Below are 17011 nucleotides of genomic sequence, written 5' to 3'. Positions count from 1 at the left end.
CCCCCGGGCACGTGCCCGGGGGCGGCGGACCGCGTTCAGACGGACGGGATCCCGTTCGCGGGCGGGGCCGGGGGCGCCTCCGGATACTCGTTGACCGGGCCGCTGCCCGAGTCGGTCTCGTAGGTGGGCCCGAAGTAGTCCTGCCTCCCCTGCTCCACCTTGATCATCCGCATTCCGCCGTACCCGGAGTGGTTGTCCTTGGCGAAACGCAGCGGAGCCAGGCCGGGCCCCTTGAACCCGCCCCGCTCGATCGCGTCGACCAGGCCCTGCCGGGTCAGGTCCTCGCCGGCGGCGAGCAGCGCCTGCACGAACAGGTAGCCGACCGACATGCCGTAGACGATGTTGCCGTCGAAGGCCGCGCCGCCGTTGCGCTCGTCATTGATCTTGCGGAAGAGGGTGGTCCACGGGTCGTCGGTGGCCGCCGCCGACGGAAGATAGTTCACCCCGAGCATCCCCTCCAGCAGCCCCTTGGCGTCCCCGAGCTGCGCGGCCAGCGTCGTGTAGTCGCCGCCCACGCCGGAGACCAGCCACGTCGGCCGGAACCCGATCCGGGCCGCGGTGCCGATCGACAGCGCGGTGAAGCCCGGCACGGTGGCCAGGACGACGACCTGACAGCCGCCCGCCTTCAGCTCACCGATCTGCGGTGCGACGTTGGTGTTGCTGGTGACGTACGTCTGCTTCACCGCCACGGCGGTCGCGCCGAGAACCTGTTCCACACCGGCCAGGCTGTCCTGACCGAAGTCGTCGTCCTGGCCGAGGAAGCAGACCTTCTGGTCGGCGAGACTGTTCCTGATGTAGTTGGCGAGGATCTTGCCCTCGACCGTGTAGTCGGTGTTGAACCCGAAGGTGTACGGGTACCGCTCCGGCGCGTTCCAGGCCCGGCTGCCCGACGCGACGAAGAGGTCCGGCACCCGGCTGTTGTTCAGGAAGTCCAGTACGCCGCTGTGCGGCGGGGTGCCGAGCCCGTTGAGGATGGCGAAGACCTTGTCCTGGAGGACCAGCTCGCGGACCACCTGCTGGGTGGTCGCCGGGTTGTACCCGTCGTCCATGACCTTGTAGTTGATCTTCCGGCCGTACACGCCGCCGTTGGCGTTGACGTGGTCGAAGTACGCCTTGGTGGCCGGCGCGATCTTCGAGTAGCCGGCCGAGGCCGGCCCGGTCAGCGGCATGTGCGTACCGACCAGGATCTCGGTGTCGGTGACGCCGGGGACCGCCTCCCGGTCCGGGCCGGCCCCGTCGCCGCTACAGGCGGCCAGGGCCGTCACCAGTACGGCGCAGGTGGCGATCGCGAGTGCGCGGTGCGCGATGCGGTGCATCGTCCGACCTTTCTCGATCCGACGGTGGTCCGCTGGACCGATGATGACGAGGGATGGATGGTGGTGGAACGGGTGCGGTGTCGGATCACCGCCCGGTCGGCACCCGCCACCGGGCGCCGACGGACCGGCCGACGCGGCGCAGCAGCCCCTGCACACCGCCCGGCGCGGCGATCATCACGACGACCAACGTGACTCCGAAGATCGCCAGGGAGAGGTTCCCGTCCAGCCGCTGCGCGACCGCGGCCGACGGCTGGAACAGGTCGGTGACCAGGTGGGTCGACGCCGGAAGGGCCACCAGGAGCAGCGCACCCCACAGCGCGCCGGCCAGGCTGCCGAGCCCACCGATCACGATGGCCATCAGCAGATACAGCGAGAGGGTCAGCGAGAAGGCGCCGGGCGAGACGCTCTGCGCCAACACCGCCAGCAGGCCGCCGCCGAGGCCGGCGCAGCCCGCGCTGACCACGAACGCCAGGACCTGGGTACGGCCGACGTGGATGCCGGCCAGCCGGGCGGCCACCTCGTCGTCACGGACCGCCCGCAGGTTGCGCCCGAACCGGCTGCGGACCAGGTTCGACAGCAGCACCAGGGTCAGCAGTGCACCGGTGACGGCGATCCAGGCCTGCCACCGCTCGTACGGGAAGTAGGGCCCCAGTGCCTCCGGCGCGGGGGCCAGATAGACCGGCAGGCCCTGCTCGCTGTTGAGGACGCCGCGGAAGGTGGTGGTCAGCGCCGGCACGACGACCGCGACGGCGAGCGTGACCCCGGCCAGGTAGGGGCCGCGCAGCCGGGCGGCGGCCGCGCCGATCACCGTACCCGCGACGACGGTCACCGCCACCCCGAGCGCCAGCGAGAGGAGCAGGTATCCGCCGCCGAACCGGCCGGCGTCGGCGAGCGCGTTCTGGGACAGGGCGACGGTGTAGGCGCCGGTGGCCATCAGTGCCCCGTGGCCGAGCGAGAGTTGGCCGTTGAGTCCGGTCAGGACGGTGAGCCCGGCGGTCGCGCACAGGTAGGCGGCGACCGTGGCCAGCTGGTAGTTGCGGAACGGCTCCAGCACCCCGGTGACGGCGAACAGTCCCGCTCCGGCGAGCGCGGCGAGCAGCAGGTGCCGCAGCAGGGTGGAGCGCGGCAGCATCCACGACGTCAAGGGCCGGGTACGCATTCGAAGAGTCGTCATACCTGCCTCGCCTTGCCGAGGGTGAACAGGCCGGCCGGGCGCAGCAGCAGCACGGTGAGTAGCAGGACCAGCACCGCGAGCGGGGTGGTGTCGCTGCCGACGTACCCGCTGACGTACGACAGGATCAGGCCGACCGCGAGTCCCCCGACGACCGCGCCCGGTGGACTGTCGAGGCCACCGACCACGGCCGCGGTGAAGGCCGAGACGAAGACCAGGTCCATCGCGTGCGGGTGCAGGCCCAACTCGGTCGGGATGACCAGCAGGCCGGCCAGGGCGCCGACCGCGGCGGCGAGCGCCCAGCCGAGGGTGAGCATCCCGGCGACGTTGACGCCGAGCAGCCGGGAAACCTCGGGCGCGAAGGCCGAGGCACGCATCCGCAGGCCGACCGGCGTGTGGGTGAACAGCAGAGCCAGGCCGAGCACCACCACGCCGACCGCCCCGAAGACGAACAGGTCGTAGCGGGAGAGCAGCGCCAGGTCGCCCAGCATGATCGGGTCGCGGGAGAACGGGGTGCCGACCGGCCGGAACTCGTTGCCGTACAGCATCCCGAGCACGGCGTGGACGAGCAGGATCAGACCGAGTGCGACGATGACCGCGTTCAGCGGGGCCCGGTGGTCGACGAAACGCATCACGCCCCGTTCGACGACGGCACCGAGCAACAGCCCGCCGCCGAGGGCGGCGACGAAGCCGAGCCAGTACGAGCCGGTCGCGGCGGTGACGCTGTACGCGACGTAGCCGGTGGCGACCGCCATCGCGCCCTGGGCGAAGTTGACCACCCGGGCGGCCCGCCAGATCAGCACCAGGGCGAGGGCGAACGCGGCGTAGACCGCGCCCCGGCTGAGGCCGTCGACGGTGAGGAAGACGAAACGTTCCATCGGTGCCCCTTCCTAGAAGCCCAGATACGCGTGCCGCAGGTCGTCGTCCTCGCGCAGCCGGGCGGCGTCTTCGGCGACCACCACCTGCCCGAGGGCGAGGACGACGCCGCTGTCCGCGACCGACAGGGCGCTGCGTACGTTCTGTTCGACCAGGAGCACGGTCAGCCCGGTCCGGTCGCGCAGGTCGCGGAGCAGCGTCATGATCTGGGCGGTGACCTTCGGGGCCAGGCCGAGCGAGGGTTCGTCGAGCAGCAGCAGCCTGGGTCGGGCGACGAGGGCCCGGCCGAGGGCGAGCATCTGCCGCTCACCGCCGGAGAGCTGGTGGCCGCTGGCCCGTCGCCGCCGGGCCAGCGGTGCGAAGAGTTCGTAGACCTCGTCGAGGGCGCGTTTCGCGTCGGCCCGGTCGCGGCGCCAGAGCCCGCCGAGGCGCAGGTTCTCCTCCACGGTCAGCTCGGTGACCACGCCCCGGCCCTCGGGTACGTGGGCCATGCCCCGACGGACCAGTCGCTCGACCGGCGTGGCGCCGATCTCCTCGCCGGCCAGGACGATCCGGCCGCCGGTGGGCCGGACCAGCCCGGACAGGGTACGCAGCAGGGTGGTCTTTCCGGCTCCGTTGGCGCCGAGTACGGCGGTGATGGTGCCGGTGCGGATCGTCAGGTCGATGCCGCGCAGGACCGGCGCGGCGCCGTACCCGGCGGTCAGCCCCCGCACCTGCAGCAGCGGAAGATCCCGATCGCTCATGCCGCCGCCCCGCTCCGCTGGTCCGACGGCCTGTTGTCCTCATCGGACGGTGGGACCTCCGCTGATGCGGACGGGTCGTCGACGCCGAGGTACGCCTCGGTGACGGCCGGGTCGTCGCGGATCTGGTCCGGGGTGCCCGTGGCGACGACCCGGCCGAAGTCGAGCACCACGATCTGGTCGCAGACCGACATCACCAGGTCCATGTGGTGCTCGACCAGCAGCACCGAACAGGGGTCGTCGGCGCCGGTCCCGGGCTGACGGTTGGCGCGTCGGGGCAGGCCGGCGACGAGTTCGCCGAGTTCGGCGATCTCCTCGACGCCGAGGCCGCCGGCCGGCTCGTCGAGCAGCAGCAGCCGTGGCCGCGCGGCCAGGGCCCGGGCCAACGCGACCCGTTTGCGCACCCCGTACGGCAGCGTCGCCGGTGGCGCGTCGGCGTGGTCGGCGATGCCGAGTTCGTCGAGCAGTTCGAGGGCCTCGGCGCGCAGCCGGCGCTCGTCGCGGTCGCTGCGCCGCAGGCCGAGCAGGGCCGACAGGAAGCCGGCCCGGGCCGAGCCGGTGGCGCCGGCCATCACGTTCTCGGCGACGGTGAGACCGGCGAAGAGTCCGACGCCCTGCAGGGTGCGGGCGATGCCGAGCCGGGTGAGCCGGTCCGGCCTCGGATGCAACGGTCGCCCGTGCAGCGTCAGCGATCCGGCGGCCGGGCGGACGAAGCCGCAGATCACGTTGAACAGGGTGGTCTTGCCGGCGCCGTTGGGACCGATGACACCGACGACCTGGCCGGGTGGCACCCGCAGGGAGACGTCGTCGAGGGCGACGAGGCCGCCGAAGCGTACGGCGATGCCGTGCAGGGCCAGGCCCTCGTCGGCGGCCGGCGGCGCAGGTGCGGTTTCGGCCATCGGCCCTCCTCGACTCGCCAGCCGGTCACGACCCGGAACTTTTTGCACTGGCACTGCTATTTACACTGGGAGTGTACTTTTCAAGCGTGGCTCGTCAATACCTTGTTACGAACGGGTGACCTGAGGATCACGCCGGCGGCAGGTCGACCAGGCCCGCCAGCGCGGCCCGGTGCCGGTCCGCCGTGCCGAACGCGACCGCCGCCGTCCGGGCCCGCTTCAGATAGAGATGGGCGGGGTGTTCCCAGCTGAACCCGATGCCACCGTGCAACTGCACGCACTCCTCCGCGAGGCGCACCGCGACCGGTCCGCAGTGCGCCTGGGCCAGCGCCGCCGCCACCCGCGCCTCGGCGTCCGGCCCCGCGGCGGGCTCGGCGTCGGCGAGCACCCCGACGGCGTACCGGGACACCGCCCCGGCCTGGGTGACCTCGACCCAGGCGTCGGCGAGCCGGTGCCTGAGCGCCTGGAACTCCCCGATCGGCCGCCCGAACTGGTGCCGGGTCCGCAGGTGGTCGACCGCCGCCGAGAGGCACCACCGGGCGATCCCGTGCTGCTCGGCGGCGAGCAGCACCGCGCCGGCGGTCAACCCCCAGTGCACCGCGCCGGCCGCCCGGCGCCCGGCCGCGATCCGGTACGCCGGCGCGGCGTCGAACGTCACGTCGGTCAGCGCCCGCGTCTGGTCCAGCGACACCACCGGTGACCGGCCGGCACCGGGGGCGGTGGCCTCGACGACCCAGAGTTCGCCGGCCGTCGGCACCAGCAGCAGATCGGCGGTGGCGGCATCGGCGACGCCGGGCACCGTACCGGTCAGCCGGTGACCGTGGGCCACGACACCGGTTCGCACGGCCGGCCCGGGCGCGGTGTCGACGGGCAGCACGAGCGCCGCCCGACTGCCACCGTCCGCGAGCCGGGTGAGCCAGTCCTCGGCGGCACCGGCCAGCAGGGTCTGGGTGGCGACCACCGCGCTGGCCAGATACGGCACCGGCGCCACCGCCCGTCCCAGTTCCTCGCACACGACCGCGTTCTCCCGCAGCCCGGCGCCACCGCCACCCAGACGTTCGGGGACCGCCAGGCCGGCCAGCCCCATCTCGACGGCGAGCGACGACCACAGCGCCGGATCGTCGGGCCGGTCCTGGTTGGCCAGCACCGACTGCCACGGGCTGCGGGCGGCCAGCATCGCCCGGACGCTGTCCCGCAGCTCCGCCTCCAGTTCGCCGTACCGCAGGTCGACGCTCACCGGGGCAGGTCCTTCCAGGCGGTGTTCCGGTCGGCACGGGGTACGGCGGGCAGCCCGAGGACCCGCTCGGCGATGATGTCGCGCAGGATCTCCGAGGTGCCGCCCTCGATGGAGTTGCCCCGGGCCCGCAGGTAGCGGTAGCCGGGGGTGCGGCCGAGCATGTCGACCCGGTCCGGGCGCCGCATGTGCCACCCGTCGTACCGCAGCCCGTCCGCGCCGAGCAGTTCGAGTTCCAGGCCGGAGGCCGCCTGGGTGAGCGCCGCGTAGGAGAGCTTCACCGCCGACCCCTCCGGGCCGGGGTCCCCGGCGGCGGCCCGTTGCCGCACGAGCAGTCCGGTCAGCCGGACCGCCTCGGCCCGGACCCAGAGTCGCAGCAGCTCGTCGTGCAGACCGGGGGTACGCCGGTCCGGCCGCTCGCGCCACGCCCTCGCGAGTACGCCGATCATGCCGCCCTCGCGCGGCGTCGGCCGACCGCCGATGGCGACCCGCTCGTTCATCAGGGTGGTCCGGGCCACCTGCCAGCCCTGGCCGACGTCGCCGAGGCGCAGGTCGTCCGGGAGTCGTACGTCGGTCAGGAAGACCTCGTTGAACTCGGCCTCGCCGGTCAGCTGGCGCAGCGGCCGGACCTCCACCCCGGGGGCGGTCATGTCACAGACGAAGTAGGTCAGGCCCCGGTGTTTGGGCAGGTCGGGGTCGGTCCGGGCGAGCAGCAGCCCCCACCGGGCGCGGTGCGCCAGCGAGGTCCAGACCTTCTGTCCGTCGATGATCCAGCCGGCGGTGCGGCCACCGCCGCCGGGGTCGCGGACCGCGCGGGTGGCCACCGAGGCGAGGTCGGAGCCGGCGCCGGGCTCGCTGAAGAGCTGGCACCAGATCTCCTCGCCGGTCCAGAGCGGACGCAGCAGGCGTTCACGGAGGGCCGGACTGCCGTGGCGCACGATGGTGGGCGCGGCCATGCCGAGACCGATCCCGTTGCGGTGCGGCGCGTTGTCGGGGGCGCCGGCCGTGGCGAACGCCGCGTCGACCAGCGGCTGCAGCTCGCGGGGGCGTCCAGGCCGCCGAGGCCGACCGGGTGGTGGATCCAGGCCAGGCCGGCATCGAACCGGGCCCGGAGGAAGTCGGTGCGGCCGAGCCGGCCGGGGTCGTGCCCGGCCAGGAACTCGGCCACCAGGCCGGGCAACCGGTCCTTCCACACGCCTACCTCCCATGAGACTAGTTGCACTGATGGTGCAATATATGGTCGAGCGTCGGCCATCGTCCAGTGCCCGCACGACCGGCCGGCGGAGAGTGCTCCCCGCCGGCCGGTCGTCGCATGGTCGCGCCGCCTGACGATCAGGTCGGGCAGGTGTTCCGGTACTCCTCGATCGCCAGCCCGCCCGGACCAGGGCAGAGGAACTGCGAGTAGCGGGTGTCGTTGTCCACGAACCGCTTCAGCCACGAGATCATCTGTTTGGCCATCGGGGTGTTGGAGACCTGCGGGAAGAAGTGGCTGGCGTTGTTCAACTCCAGGTACGCCTTCTCCGGCGCGGCCGAGATGCTGGTGTAGAACGGTTCGGAGTGGGTGGCGACCGACGCCACGCTGTCCGACTCGCCGCCGATGATCAGCGTCGGCACCCGCAGGGTCGACCAACTCTTGGTGGTGTGCCAGGGGGCCAGCGGAATGGCCGCCTTCAGCTCCGGCCGGCTCCGGGCCGCCGCCAGCGTGCCGCCGCCACCCATCGAGTGACCGGCGACCGCCAGCCGGGACGGGTCGACCCGGCTCCGCACCGAACTTCTGTTGACCAGATAGTCCAGGGCGGCGAGCAGTTGCCGGCCCCGACTGTCCGGCTGGTCCAGCGTGGTGCTGGTCTCGATGCCGAAAACCACGAAGCCCTGCGAGGCCAGCCGCGGCCCGAGCCAGTCCAGGCTGGACCAGTACGCGGTGAAACCGGGTGAGATGGCGACCGCACCGAAGGTGCCGTCGCCGGTGGTGGTCGGGTAGTAGATCACGCCGCCGCCGAAGCCGGTGACGACCAGCGAGGAGACGTTGACCGACGAGGTCGCGTACGGGCCGCGGACGGCCTCGACACTGGCGTTCGTCGGGTCCGGGCCGCGCTCGTACGGATTGTCGGCCGCGTGCGCCGGTGGCGCGGCGGCCACCACGCCGGCGAGCAGACCGGCGATCATGGTGCCGGCGAGGGTACGCCCGGGCCGGCGGGTTCGGGTGGGTCCGGTGCTGACTGACACGTCCCTGCACTCCCTACCGTGAGGAGTTGTATCGACGTGCGTCAGTCTGCGTCTCTTCCGCGGCGGCCCGCATCGGCGAAACCACCGGCCTCCCGGCACCGGCGCCCACCACCCGACCGCCCGCGTCCCGCGGACGGCCCCGGCACGGCCCGACCGAACTCCTATGTGGCCCGTCCGCCGCGCGGCCGGCGGCGGAACATGCCATAGGCTCCACTGCGGTTCAGAGCCGGCCGAGGAGTTCCATGTCGAGCAGTTCCCGCCCTTTGTCGTATCGGATGTCCGAGGCATGCGAGGCGCTGGTCAGCGCCTCCTGGTTCAACATCGCCAGCTTCGTGGTCGTCGGCGTCAACGCGGTGGCGCTCGGCCTGGAGACGTACCCCGCGATGGTGGCCCGGGCCGGTGCGGCGCTGGACTGGGTCGAGTACGCCTGCCTGGCCTATTTCGTCCTGGAACTGCTCGTCCGGTTCGGGGCACATTTCACGGCCCCGGCCGGGTTCTTCCGGGACCGGTGGAACGTCTTCGACCTGGTGATCGTCACCGCGCCGCTGCTGCCGGGCGTCCGGGAGAACGTGACGGTGCTGCGCCTGCTGCGGCTGGCCCGGCTCGCGCGGGCGTTCCGGCTCTTCCCCAGCCTGCGCGTGATCTTCGTCGGGATCCGGCGCAGCCTTCCCGGCCTGGGCAGCTTCCTGCTGGTCACCGCCCTGCTGCTGTACGGATACGCGGTACTCGGCTGGATGCTCTTCGGCACCGCCTACCCGGAGCGGTACGGCACCGTCGGGCAGGCGATGCTGACGCTGTTCCTGCTGCTGTCCCTGGACGGCATCACCGACACGCTGCAGGCCGGCCGCCGGGTGACCGGCTGGGCGGTGCTGTACTACGTCTCGTACATGGTCGCCGCCTGCTACCTGCTCACGAACCTGCTCGTCGGCCTCGTCCTGACCGCGCTCCAGGAGGCTCACCAGGACGAACGCGCCGCGGCCTCCCAGGGGCGCCGGCCCGAGATCGCCGACGACCGGCAGGAGCCGTCCGTACGGGAGCAGTTGGCGCAACTGCACACCATCATCAGTGATCTCGAGCGGCGGATGCCGGACCGGCCGGAGGTGGCCGACACCCGCACCACGGTGTGTAGCGGATCCTGCGGCCAGCCCGTGGCCGGCCGCGGCACCTCGGGGTAGACCCCGCCCAGAACACGGAGCCGGGTGGCGACTGCCGTCGCCACCCGGTCCGGGGCGGAGAACCTAGCGGCGCCAGGTCCAGGAGTAGTGGACGTCGTAGACGCCGTCGTGGTCCGAGAACCGGAACACACCGCCGGTCAGCGCGTCGTCGATGCTGTTCAGCTTGATCTGCGAGGTGCCGGCCTGCATGAACACGTCGTCGTGGAAGGAGTTGACGATCCAGGTGATCAGCTCGCCGGTGAAGTAGCCGGCCAGCTGGCCGAGCGCCTGCGAGATCAACTTGCTGCGCAGGATCGGGTCGAGCACCTGGCCGACGACCTTGGCGATCTCCTTCTGGACGGTGTCGCGCACCTTCTGCCACACCTGGGTGAGGACGCTGGCGAAGCCACCCGCGTCGACCTCGGTCAGCAGCACCGTCGCCTTGTACTCGGCCGGATAGGTCGTCGGAAGGTCGAAGGTGCCGAACGTGTAGCCGTTGTTGTAGAACGTCCAGATGGTCCCGTCGTCGAACGCCTGCGGGATCTCGTAGGCGCCCACCTGGATCGTGTCGCCGGCCGGGTTGACGATCAGGCCGCCGAGGGCGATCTCGTCCGAACCCCACTCACCGACGCCGCTGCCGGTCTCGTCGACGCAGACGACCTTGTTGATCATGAACTTCAGGCCGGTCTTCGGCTTGGGCGCCGGGGGCGGCTCGCAGATACCCAGGTCGCGGCAGGGGTCGTCCGGCGGGTCCGGGCAGTCCTGGCAACGGGCGTCCTGCGCACCGCCGGGCGTCTTCAGGGCCACCTCGGCATCGTGGCGGGCCTTGAGCGCCGAGCCCAACCGGGCCGGGTTCACCGGCAGCGGGGTGTCGGTGTAGACGTCGGCGAAACCGCGCGCCGCGTAGTCGGCGGGGGCGACCTTGCCGTACCGGCCGAACTGGGCGTCGGCCTTGGCCAGCATCGACCTCGCGCCGTCGGTGTAGGACTGGCGCCGCTGCGCGGGCATCTCCTGGAACGCGCCCGCGAGCTGCGCCTCGATGCTGCCGGCCGGCCAGGAGCGATCGGGCTCGGCGGCGGCCACGGCGATCGAGTAGCGCATCGCGTCGCTGGCGTCGGCGAGGATCGCGTCGACCATCTCGGTGACGTCGGCCGCGGACGCCGACGGCGTCGCGGGCTTGGCGACCGCGTGGGTGGCACCCAGGCCAACGGTCATGACGGCGGCGCAGGTGACCGCGGCGGCTCTGCCGAGCCAGCCCACGCGCCGCTGTGGGGTATGCAGAATTGACATGCGACTGATGGTCATCGCTGCATCCCACCTAGGCATGGGTGCACACCACCCACATTTCTCGATGGAACAATCCACCCGTCCGCCGGCAACCCGGACGCTTGCCGCCGCGTCCTAGGATCGCGCGCAAAGATCCAGGCACATGATCGAGGGGGACGAATGACGCTCAAGCATCGGTTACTGGCCGCATTTTTCGGCGCTGCCCTGGTCATCGTCGGTGCGGTCGCCGGCGTGGCGGCCACCAACCCGGCACCGTCCGGTTCGGACCCGACGACCGTCGTGGCATTGAGTGACGACCCGCAGGACTGCGGGGGCTGCGGTAACGGCGCGGTCTGACGGACGCGGTCCGGCTCCCGAACGGTAGTGACGTGTACCCGACCCAGCTTGCCTCGCCCGTCCTGATCGGACGGGACGCCGAGATCGCGGCGATCACGCGGGCGGCCGGTGAGGTCCGGCACGGTCACGGACGGGCGTTGTTCCTGACCGGCGAACCCGGCATCGGCAAGTCGCGCCTGATCCGGGAGGCCGGCCGGGCCGTGACCGGGATGGCGGTGTTGTCGGGTCGGGCCACCGTGGCCGGCACGTCGATGCCGTTCCGGCCGCTGGTCGAGGCGCTCAACACCCGCCTGCGCGTCGGCCCGACACCCAGCGGGCCGGAACTCGAACCGTTCCGGCCCGCGCTGTCCCGGCTGTTCCCCGAGTGGCGGACCGGGGACGGTGCCGGGTCCGGCGCGGACGAGTCGACACTCGTGTTGGCCGAAGCGGTGCTGCGGCTGCTGGCGGTGCTGGGCCGCGAGCAGCCGCTGCTCCTGGTGCTCGAAGACCTGCATGACGCCGACCCGGAAACCCTCGAGCTGCTCGGCTACCTCACGGCCAACCTGGCCGGGATGCCCGTCCTCGTGCTCGCCACGCTCCGCACCGGGCCGTCGCCGGCGCTCGACCTCGCGTACCGGGTCCGGCGCGACCACGACGTGGCCCTGCTCGAACTGTCCGCGCTGACGTCCACGCAGGTGAGCCAGTTGGCGGCGCGGTGCCTGCGCACCGAGCCGGCCGACCTGCCCGAGCGGCTGGCCGATCGGCTGGCCGCCGGTTCCGACGGGGTGCCGTTCGTCGTCGAGGAGCTGCTCGCCGGCATGGTCGCCAGCGGTGTACTGCGCCGTCACGGCACCCGGTGGCACAGCGACCACGACCTCGCCGGCCCGGTGCCGGTGACGGTCGTACGCGCCGTCGTCGACCGCGCCGACCGACTCGGCCCGCAGGGCCGCCACCTGCTCGAGGGCGCGGCGGTGATCGGTGCCCGGTTTCCGCTCCCCGTACTGCACGCGATGCTCGACCTACCTCCCGCCGCGACCGATGAGCTGGTACGCGCCGCGACGGCCGCGCACCTGCTGCGCCCCGATCCGGCCGACCCCGACTGGTACGCGTTCCGGCATGCCCTGGTCGCCGACGCGCTGCTCGGGGAACTGCCGCACCACGAGCGGACCCGGCTCGCCGCGACCGCCGCCCGGGCGCTGACGGCCCGATATCCCGACCTGCCGGGCGAACTGTGTCCGCTCGCCGCCGACCTGCGCCTCGCCGCCGGCGACAGTGCCGGCGCGGCGCTGCTGCTGACCGAGGCCGGCAACCGCGCGCTGGCCCAGGGGGCGGTCAACTCCGCGGCGACGCTGCTGGAACGGGCCCACCACCTGTTGCGACGCGGTGGAGACCAGACCGGCTCGGTCGCGGTGCTGGGGACGCTGCTCGCCGCCCTGGAGGAGAGCGGCGAGTTCGACCGTGCGCAGCGACTGGTCGACGCGGTGCTCGCGCTGCCCGACCTGCCCACGTCCGACGCGATCGCGCTGCACGCCCGGCTGGGCTGGATGGCCTTGCACGGGAGCCGGACCGCCGACGCCGACAGCCACATCGCCGCGGCACGCATGCTGCTCGGGCCGGACGCCGGAGCCGCACAGCTCGCCGCCGTCGACGTGGTGGACGCGCACGTGCTCAGCCTCCAGCAGGGGCGGGCCGACGAGGCCGAACGGGTCGCGTTGCGGGCGGCGACCGAGGCCGAACGGATCCCCCTGCCCGAGGTCGTGTGCCGGGCGCGGCAGCTGCTGGCGCTGATGGCCCGGCGCCGGGGGTTCGCCGAGGCGGACCGGCACCTGCTGGAGATCGTGCGCGTGGCCGAGGAACACCGGCTACCGCTGTGGCGCGTCAGGGCGTCGATCCGGCTGGCGTCGAACCGGATGATCCGAAGTGGCCACAGTGAGCAGCTCCGGCAGGCCCGCGACGCCGCCTGGGCGATGGGGGCGGTCCACACCGGCTACGAGGCCGACGCCAGCCTGGCCATGCACGACGTCTTCTTCGGCAGATACGACGAGGCGCTGCGGGTCGCCGGTGAGTGCGAGGCGGCCATGCTCCGCTTCGGCAAGATGGGGAACCTGCGGTACGCGCTCGCGGTCAAGGCGGCCGCCCACGCCCACCGCGCCGACCGGGCCGGTATGGAGGCCACGCTGGCCGAGTTCGCGCGCCGGGACGGTGTCGACTCCTACCACATGCCGATCGTGTACGGCCTCTGCCGTGCCTTCTGCGCCCTCCTGGAGGAGGACCGGACGGCGGCCCGTTCCGAACTGGACGCCGCACACGCCTTCGACGAGCGGCGCAGCACCATCTACTACCAGTACGGCAGGTACGGGCTGGCGCTGCTGCTGGACGTACTGGCGGGGGCCGCCGGCGCCGAAGAGTACGAGGAGGTCGCCGCGCATCCCGCCGCGACGCTGCGCTGGAACCGGCAGTTCGTCCACTTCGCACACGCGGCGCTGCTCGGGGCGACGGGCGATCCCGGGACCGCGGTGGTGGCGCTGGCGCAGGCCCGCGAGGCGGCGGCGGTCTTCCCCACCGCGCACCGGCTGGGACTGCGGCTGGTGGCGGAAGCCGCGCTGGAGCACGGCTGGGGTGACCCGGCCACGTGGCTTCGCGAGGCCGAACTCCATTTCCAGGCCATCGGTACGCCGTTGGTCGCCGCCGCCTGCCGGACCCTCATCCGCCGGGCCGGGCACCGGGCCCCGCAACGCCGCACCGGTCACGACCTGCTGCCGACCCGGTTACGGGAACGGGGGGTGACCGTACGCGAGTACGAGGTGCTGGTCCTGCTCGCCGATCGGCACGGCAACAAGGAGATCGCCCGCCGCCTCTACCTGTCCCACCGTACGGTCGAGAAGCACGTCGCGAGCCTGCTGCGCAAGACGGGCCAACCGCACCGGTCCGCGTTGTGTGGCTACGCCGCCGCCATTCCCCGCCGGGGCCCGGCAACGAGGGACCGAACGGATAGCTCGCGAACGTCCTTCCGGCGCGGGCCGGGGCGATCCGGTCGAGTCGGGGACCCGGGGCCGGACTCAGCGGGGCGGCGGGGCGACGCTGTCGCGGACGACCAGCGTCGGTGCGATGGTCTGGCGCAGCGCGCGGTCGCCGCCGGACTCGATCTGGGTCAGCAGCAGTTCGAGACTCGCCCTCGCCACCGCGCCGAAGTCCGGGCGGACCGTTGTCAGCGGCGGAATGAAGTACGCGGCCTCCGGCACGTCGTCGAAGCCGACCACGCTGATCTCGGCCGGCACGCTCCGGCCGTGCTCGTGCAGCGCACGCAGTACGCCGAGCGCGAGATGGTCGTTGGCGGTGAAGATCGCGGTGACTTCCGGCATCCGGGCCAGCATCTGCCCGCACCGGTACCCGGCCGCCGCGGACCAGTCCGCCGGTACGAGCGGCGGCACCTCGGCTCCCGCCGTGCGCAGTGCCTCCCGCCAGCCCTCGATGCGGCCGATGCTGTCGAACCAGTCGGACGGCCCGGACACGTGCCAGACGGTACGGTGTCCCGCCTCGAGCAGGTGCCGGGTGGCCTGCCGGGCGCCGGCGACCTGGTCGACCGTCACCAGCGACACCGGCCGGTTCGGGTCACCGTCGATGGTGACCAGCGGGATGTCCCTGGGCAGCCGTTCCAGCGCCTCCCCGGCCGACTCGACCGGGGCGATCAGGACGATGCCGGCGACCCGGTGGGCCAGATGCCGCTCGACCACGGCCGAGATCGAGCCATGGTCGAGGTTGCGTACGCTGCCGACGCTGACGGCGAAGCCGGCCTCGGCGGCCTCCTGCTCCAGTGCGGCGAGCAGCGAGGCCGGGCCGTAGAGGGTGGTGTTCTGCGCGACGACGCCGATCACCCGCGAACGGCCGGTGACCAACGCGCGGGCCGCCGGGTTGGGGCGGTAGCCGATCTCGGCGATGGCGGCCTGCACCCGCAGCCGGGTCTGCTCGCGGACGTTGGGGTGGCCGTTGAGCACCCGGGACACCGTCTGGTGCGAGACTCCGGCCAGGCGGGCGACGTCCGTCATCGCCGGATCGCGCACGACCATCCATTCCCCTGCCTGCCCGTCGGTCGTCGCAGCCCGGCGACGATGACCGGGGCAGGCTGAGAACCGAGTCTCCTCTCGCGGTGTCCACGTCAGCGCTCATCGTCGGAGTGGATAGCGATCACCGCATTCTACGTCAGTGGCCGGCTCCGCAAGGAGAATGGCCGGCGACTCACCGGAGCCGGGCGACGGGCTCCGGTGAGTCGTCGGTACAACGTGGTCAGAACCCGCGGGCCAGCCGGTAGTAGGCCTGGTTCCAACGCAACTCGTTCGCGAACCGGCGCTGGTCGGTGTCGGTGTCGATGACGACGAGTTCGGTCCGGCTCATCTCGGCGAGGTCGTGCAGTTCCTCCACACCGACCGCCTGCGACAGGACCGTGTGGTGCGGGGCTCCGGCGGTGATCCACGCCTCGGCCGAGCCGGGCAGGTGCGGGCGCGGCCGCCAGACGGCGCGGGCCACGGGCAGCTGCCGCAACGGCTGCGGCGGCGCGACGACGTCGACCTCGTTGGCCACCAGCCGGAACCGCTCCCCCATGTCCGCCAGGCCGAGGACCACGGCCGGACCGGGTGCCGCGTCGAAGACGAGCCGGACCGGGTCCTCACGTCCGCCGATGCTCAGCGGATGGATCTCCACGTTGGGCACGTCACCGGCGATGGTGGGGCAGACCTCGAGCATGTGGGCGCCGAGGACGAGTTCCTGACCGGGCGAGAGGTCGTAGGTGTAGTCCTCCATGAAGGACGTTCCACCCTCGACGCCGACGGCCATCGCCTTGAGGGTCCGGACCAGGACCGAGGTCTTCCAGTCCCCCTCGCCGCCGAAGCCGTAGCCGTCGGCCATCAGCCGTTGTACGGCGATGCCGGGCAGTTGGCGCAGGCCACCGAGGTCCTCGAAGTTGGTGGTGAACGCCCTGAACCCGCCGGCGTCCAGGAAGGTCCGCAGTCCGATCTCCAGCCGGGCGGCGTAGCGGAGCGAGTCGTGCCGGTCGCCGCCGGGACGCAGTTGCGCGACCACCCGGTAGGTGTCGTCGTACTCCTTGACGAGGTCGTCGATCTGCGCGTCGGTGACCTCGCCGACCACCTTGACCAGGTCGTTGACGCCGTAGGTGTTGACCGAGACACCGAAGCGCAGTTCGGCCTCGACCTTGTCCCCTTCGGTCACCGCGACGTCACGCATGTTGTCGCCGAAACGGGCCAGTCGCAGTGACCGCATCGCCGACCAGCCGAGCGCCGCCCGGGTCCAGGCGCCGACCCGGGCGACGACGCGCGGGTCGGTGACGTGTCCCGCGACGGTCTTGCGGGCCACGCCGAGGCGGGTCTGGATGAACCCGAACTCCCGGTCGCCGTGGGCGGCCTGGTTGAGGTTCATGAAGTCCATGTCGATCTCGTCCCAGGGCAGCCGGACGTTGGCCTGGGTGTGCAGGTGCAGCAGCGGTGTGTTCAGCGCGTCGAGGCCGCCGATCCACATCTTGGCCGGCGAGAAGGTGTGCATCCAGGCGATGACCCCGACCGCCCCCTGTACGGCCGCGTCGCGGCAGACGCGCAGGATGTCGGCGCTGGTGGTCAGGACCGGCTTCCAGACCACCCGGGCGGGGATGTGCGGCGAGTCGTCGAGCAGCGCGGCGATCTGCCGGGACTGTTCGGCGACCTGGCGCAGGGTGTCCTCGCCGTACATGGCCTGGCTGCCGGTGAGGAACCAGACCTCGGGTTCAGGGTGGGGTGCCATGGATGTGCC

General features: G+C 72.3%; 13 protein-coding genes and 1 pseudogene. 3 read left to right on the top strand and 11 right to left on the bottom strand.

What is annotated here, in order from left to right; genetic code table 11:
* Positions 1–35: 35 nt before the first annotated feature.
* The 8 genes from Prubr_RS25525 to Prubr_RS25490 form a co-directional block, all read right to left on the bottom strand.
* On the bottom strand, positions 36–1316 hold the full coding sequence (locus Prubr_RS25525) for an ABC transporter substrate-binding protein (protein ID WP_212817467.1): 1281 nt from the start codon (positions 1314–1316) through the stop codon (positions 36–38).
* Positions 1317–1401: 85 nt separating this feature from the next.
* The gene (locus Prubr_RS25520) at positions 1402–2490 is read right to left on the bottom strand and encodes a branched-chain amino acid ABC transporter permease (RefSeq protein ID WP_212817466.1); all 1089 of its coding nucleotides are present in this window, start codon (positions 2488–2490) and stop codon (positions 1402–1404) included.
* Positions 2487–3365 (bottom strand): branched-chain amino acid ABC transporter permease, encoded by an 879-nt coding sequence (locus Prubr_RS25515; RefSeq protein WP_212817465.1) that lies wholly within the window; start codon positions 3363–3365, stop codon positions 2487–2489. The genes Prubr_RS25520 and Prubr_RS25515 overlap by 4 nt, the downstream gene beginning before the upstream one ends.
* A 12-nt stretch (positions 3366–3377) precedes the next feature.
* Positions 3378–4106: an ABC transporter ATP-binding protein gene (locus Prubr_RS25510; protein WP_212817464.1), complete on the bottom strand. Its 729-nt coding sequence runs from the start codon at positions 4104–4106 to the stop codon at positions 3378–3380.
* Positions 4103–5002, bottom strand: a complete 900-nt coding sequence (locus Prubr_RS25505; RefSeq protein ID WP_212817463.1) for an ABC transporter ATP-binding protein — start codon at positions 5000–5002, stop codon at positions 4103–4105. The genes Prubr_RS25510 and Prubr_RS25505 overlap by 4 nt, the downstream gene beginning before the upstream one ends.
* A 127-nt stretch (positions 5003–5129) precedes the next feature.
* The gene (locus Prubr_RS25500) at positions 5130–6236 is read right to left on the bottom strand and encodes an acyl-CoA dehydrogenase family protein (protein ID WP_246567628.1); all 1107 of its coding nucleotides are present in this window, start codon (positions 6234–6236) and stop codon (positions 5130–5132) included.
* Complete coding sequence (locus tag Prubr_RS25495) at positions 6233–7189, bottom strand: acyl-CoA dehydrogenase family protein (RefSeq protein ID WP_212817462.1); 957 nt, start codon at positions 7187–7189, stop codon at positions 6233–6235. The genes Prubr_RS25500 and Prubr_RS25495 overlap by 4 nt, the downstream gene beginning before the upstream one ends.
* Positions 7190–7565: 376 nt before the next feature.
* Complete coding sequence (locus tag Prubr_RS25490; protein WP_212828510.1) at positions 7566–8399, bottom strand: alpha/beta hydrolase family protein; 834 nt, start codon at positions 8397–8399, stop codon at positions 7566–7568.
* A gap of 335 nt (positions 8400–8734) precedes the next feature.
* On the opposite strand from Prubr_RS25490, the gene Prubr_RS25485 reads away from it, so the two are divergent.
* Positions 8735–9634 (top strand): ion transporter, encoded by a 900-nt coding sequence (locus Prubr_RS25485; RefSeq protein ID WP_246567626.1) that lies wholly within the window; start codon positions 8735–8737, stop codon positions 9632–9634.
* Positions 9635–9697: 63 nt separating this feature from the next.
* Here Prubr_RS25485 and Prubr_RS25480 read toward each other — a convergent pair whose 3' ends face one another.
* Complete coding sequence (locus Prubr_RS25480; RefSeq protein WP_212817460.1) at positions 9698–10903, bottom strand: hypothetical protein; 1206 nt, start codon at positions 10901–10903, stop codon at positions 9698–9700.
* A gap of 156 nt (positions 10904–11059) precedes the next feature.
* On the opposite strand from Prubr_RS25480, the gene Prubr_RS25475 reads away from it, so the two are divergent.
* Positions 11060–11236 (top strand): hypothetical protein, encoded by a 177-nt coding sequence (locus Prubr_RS25475; RefSeq protein WP_212817459.1) that lies wholly within the window; start codon positions 11060–11062, stop codon positions 11234–11236.
* 32 nt (positions 11237–11268) lie between these two features.
* Positions 11269–14139, top strand: a pseudogene (locus tag Prubr_RS25470) (helix-turn-helix transcriptional regulator); the annotation flags it as partial.
* 135 nt (positions 14140–14274) lie between these two features.
* Here the strand turns inward: Prubr_RS25470 and Prubr_RS37120 are convergent.
* Both Prubr_RS37120 and araA read right to left on the bottom strand, forming a co-directional pair.
* Positions 14275–15261, bottom strand: a complete 987-nt coding sequence (locus tag Prubr_RS37120; protein ID WP_246569037.1) for a LacI family DNA-binding transcriptional regulator — start codon at positions 15259–15261, stop codon at positions 14275–14277.
* Positions 15262–15499: 238 nt separating this feature from the next.
* Complete coding sequence (gene araA, locus Prubr_RS25465) at positions 15500–17002, bottom strand: L-arabinose isomerase (RefSeq protein ID WP_212817457.1); 1503 nt, start codon at positions 17000–17002, stop codon at positions 15500–15502.
* Between the last annotated feature and the right edge of the window lie 9 nt (positions 17003–17011).

The sequence above is a fragment of the Polymorphospora rubra genome (assembly GCF_018324255.1).
Classification (GTDB): Bacteria; Actinomycetota; Actinomycetes; order Mycobacteriales; family Micromonosporaceae; genus Polymorphospora; species Polymorphospora rubra.
Note: the sequence above shows the minus strand (reverse complement) of the source record. Positions and strands in the feature narration are given on the sequence as shown.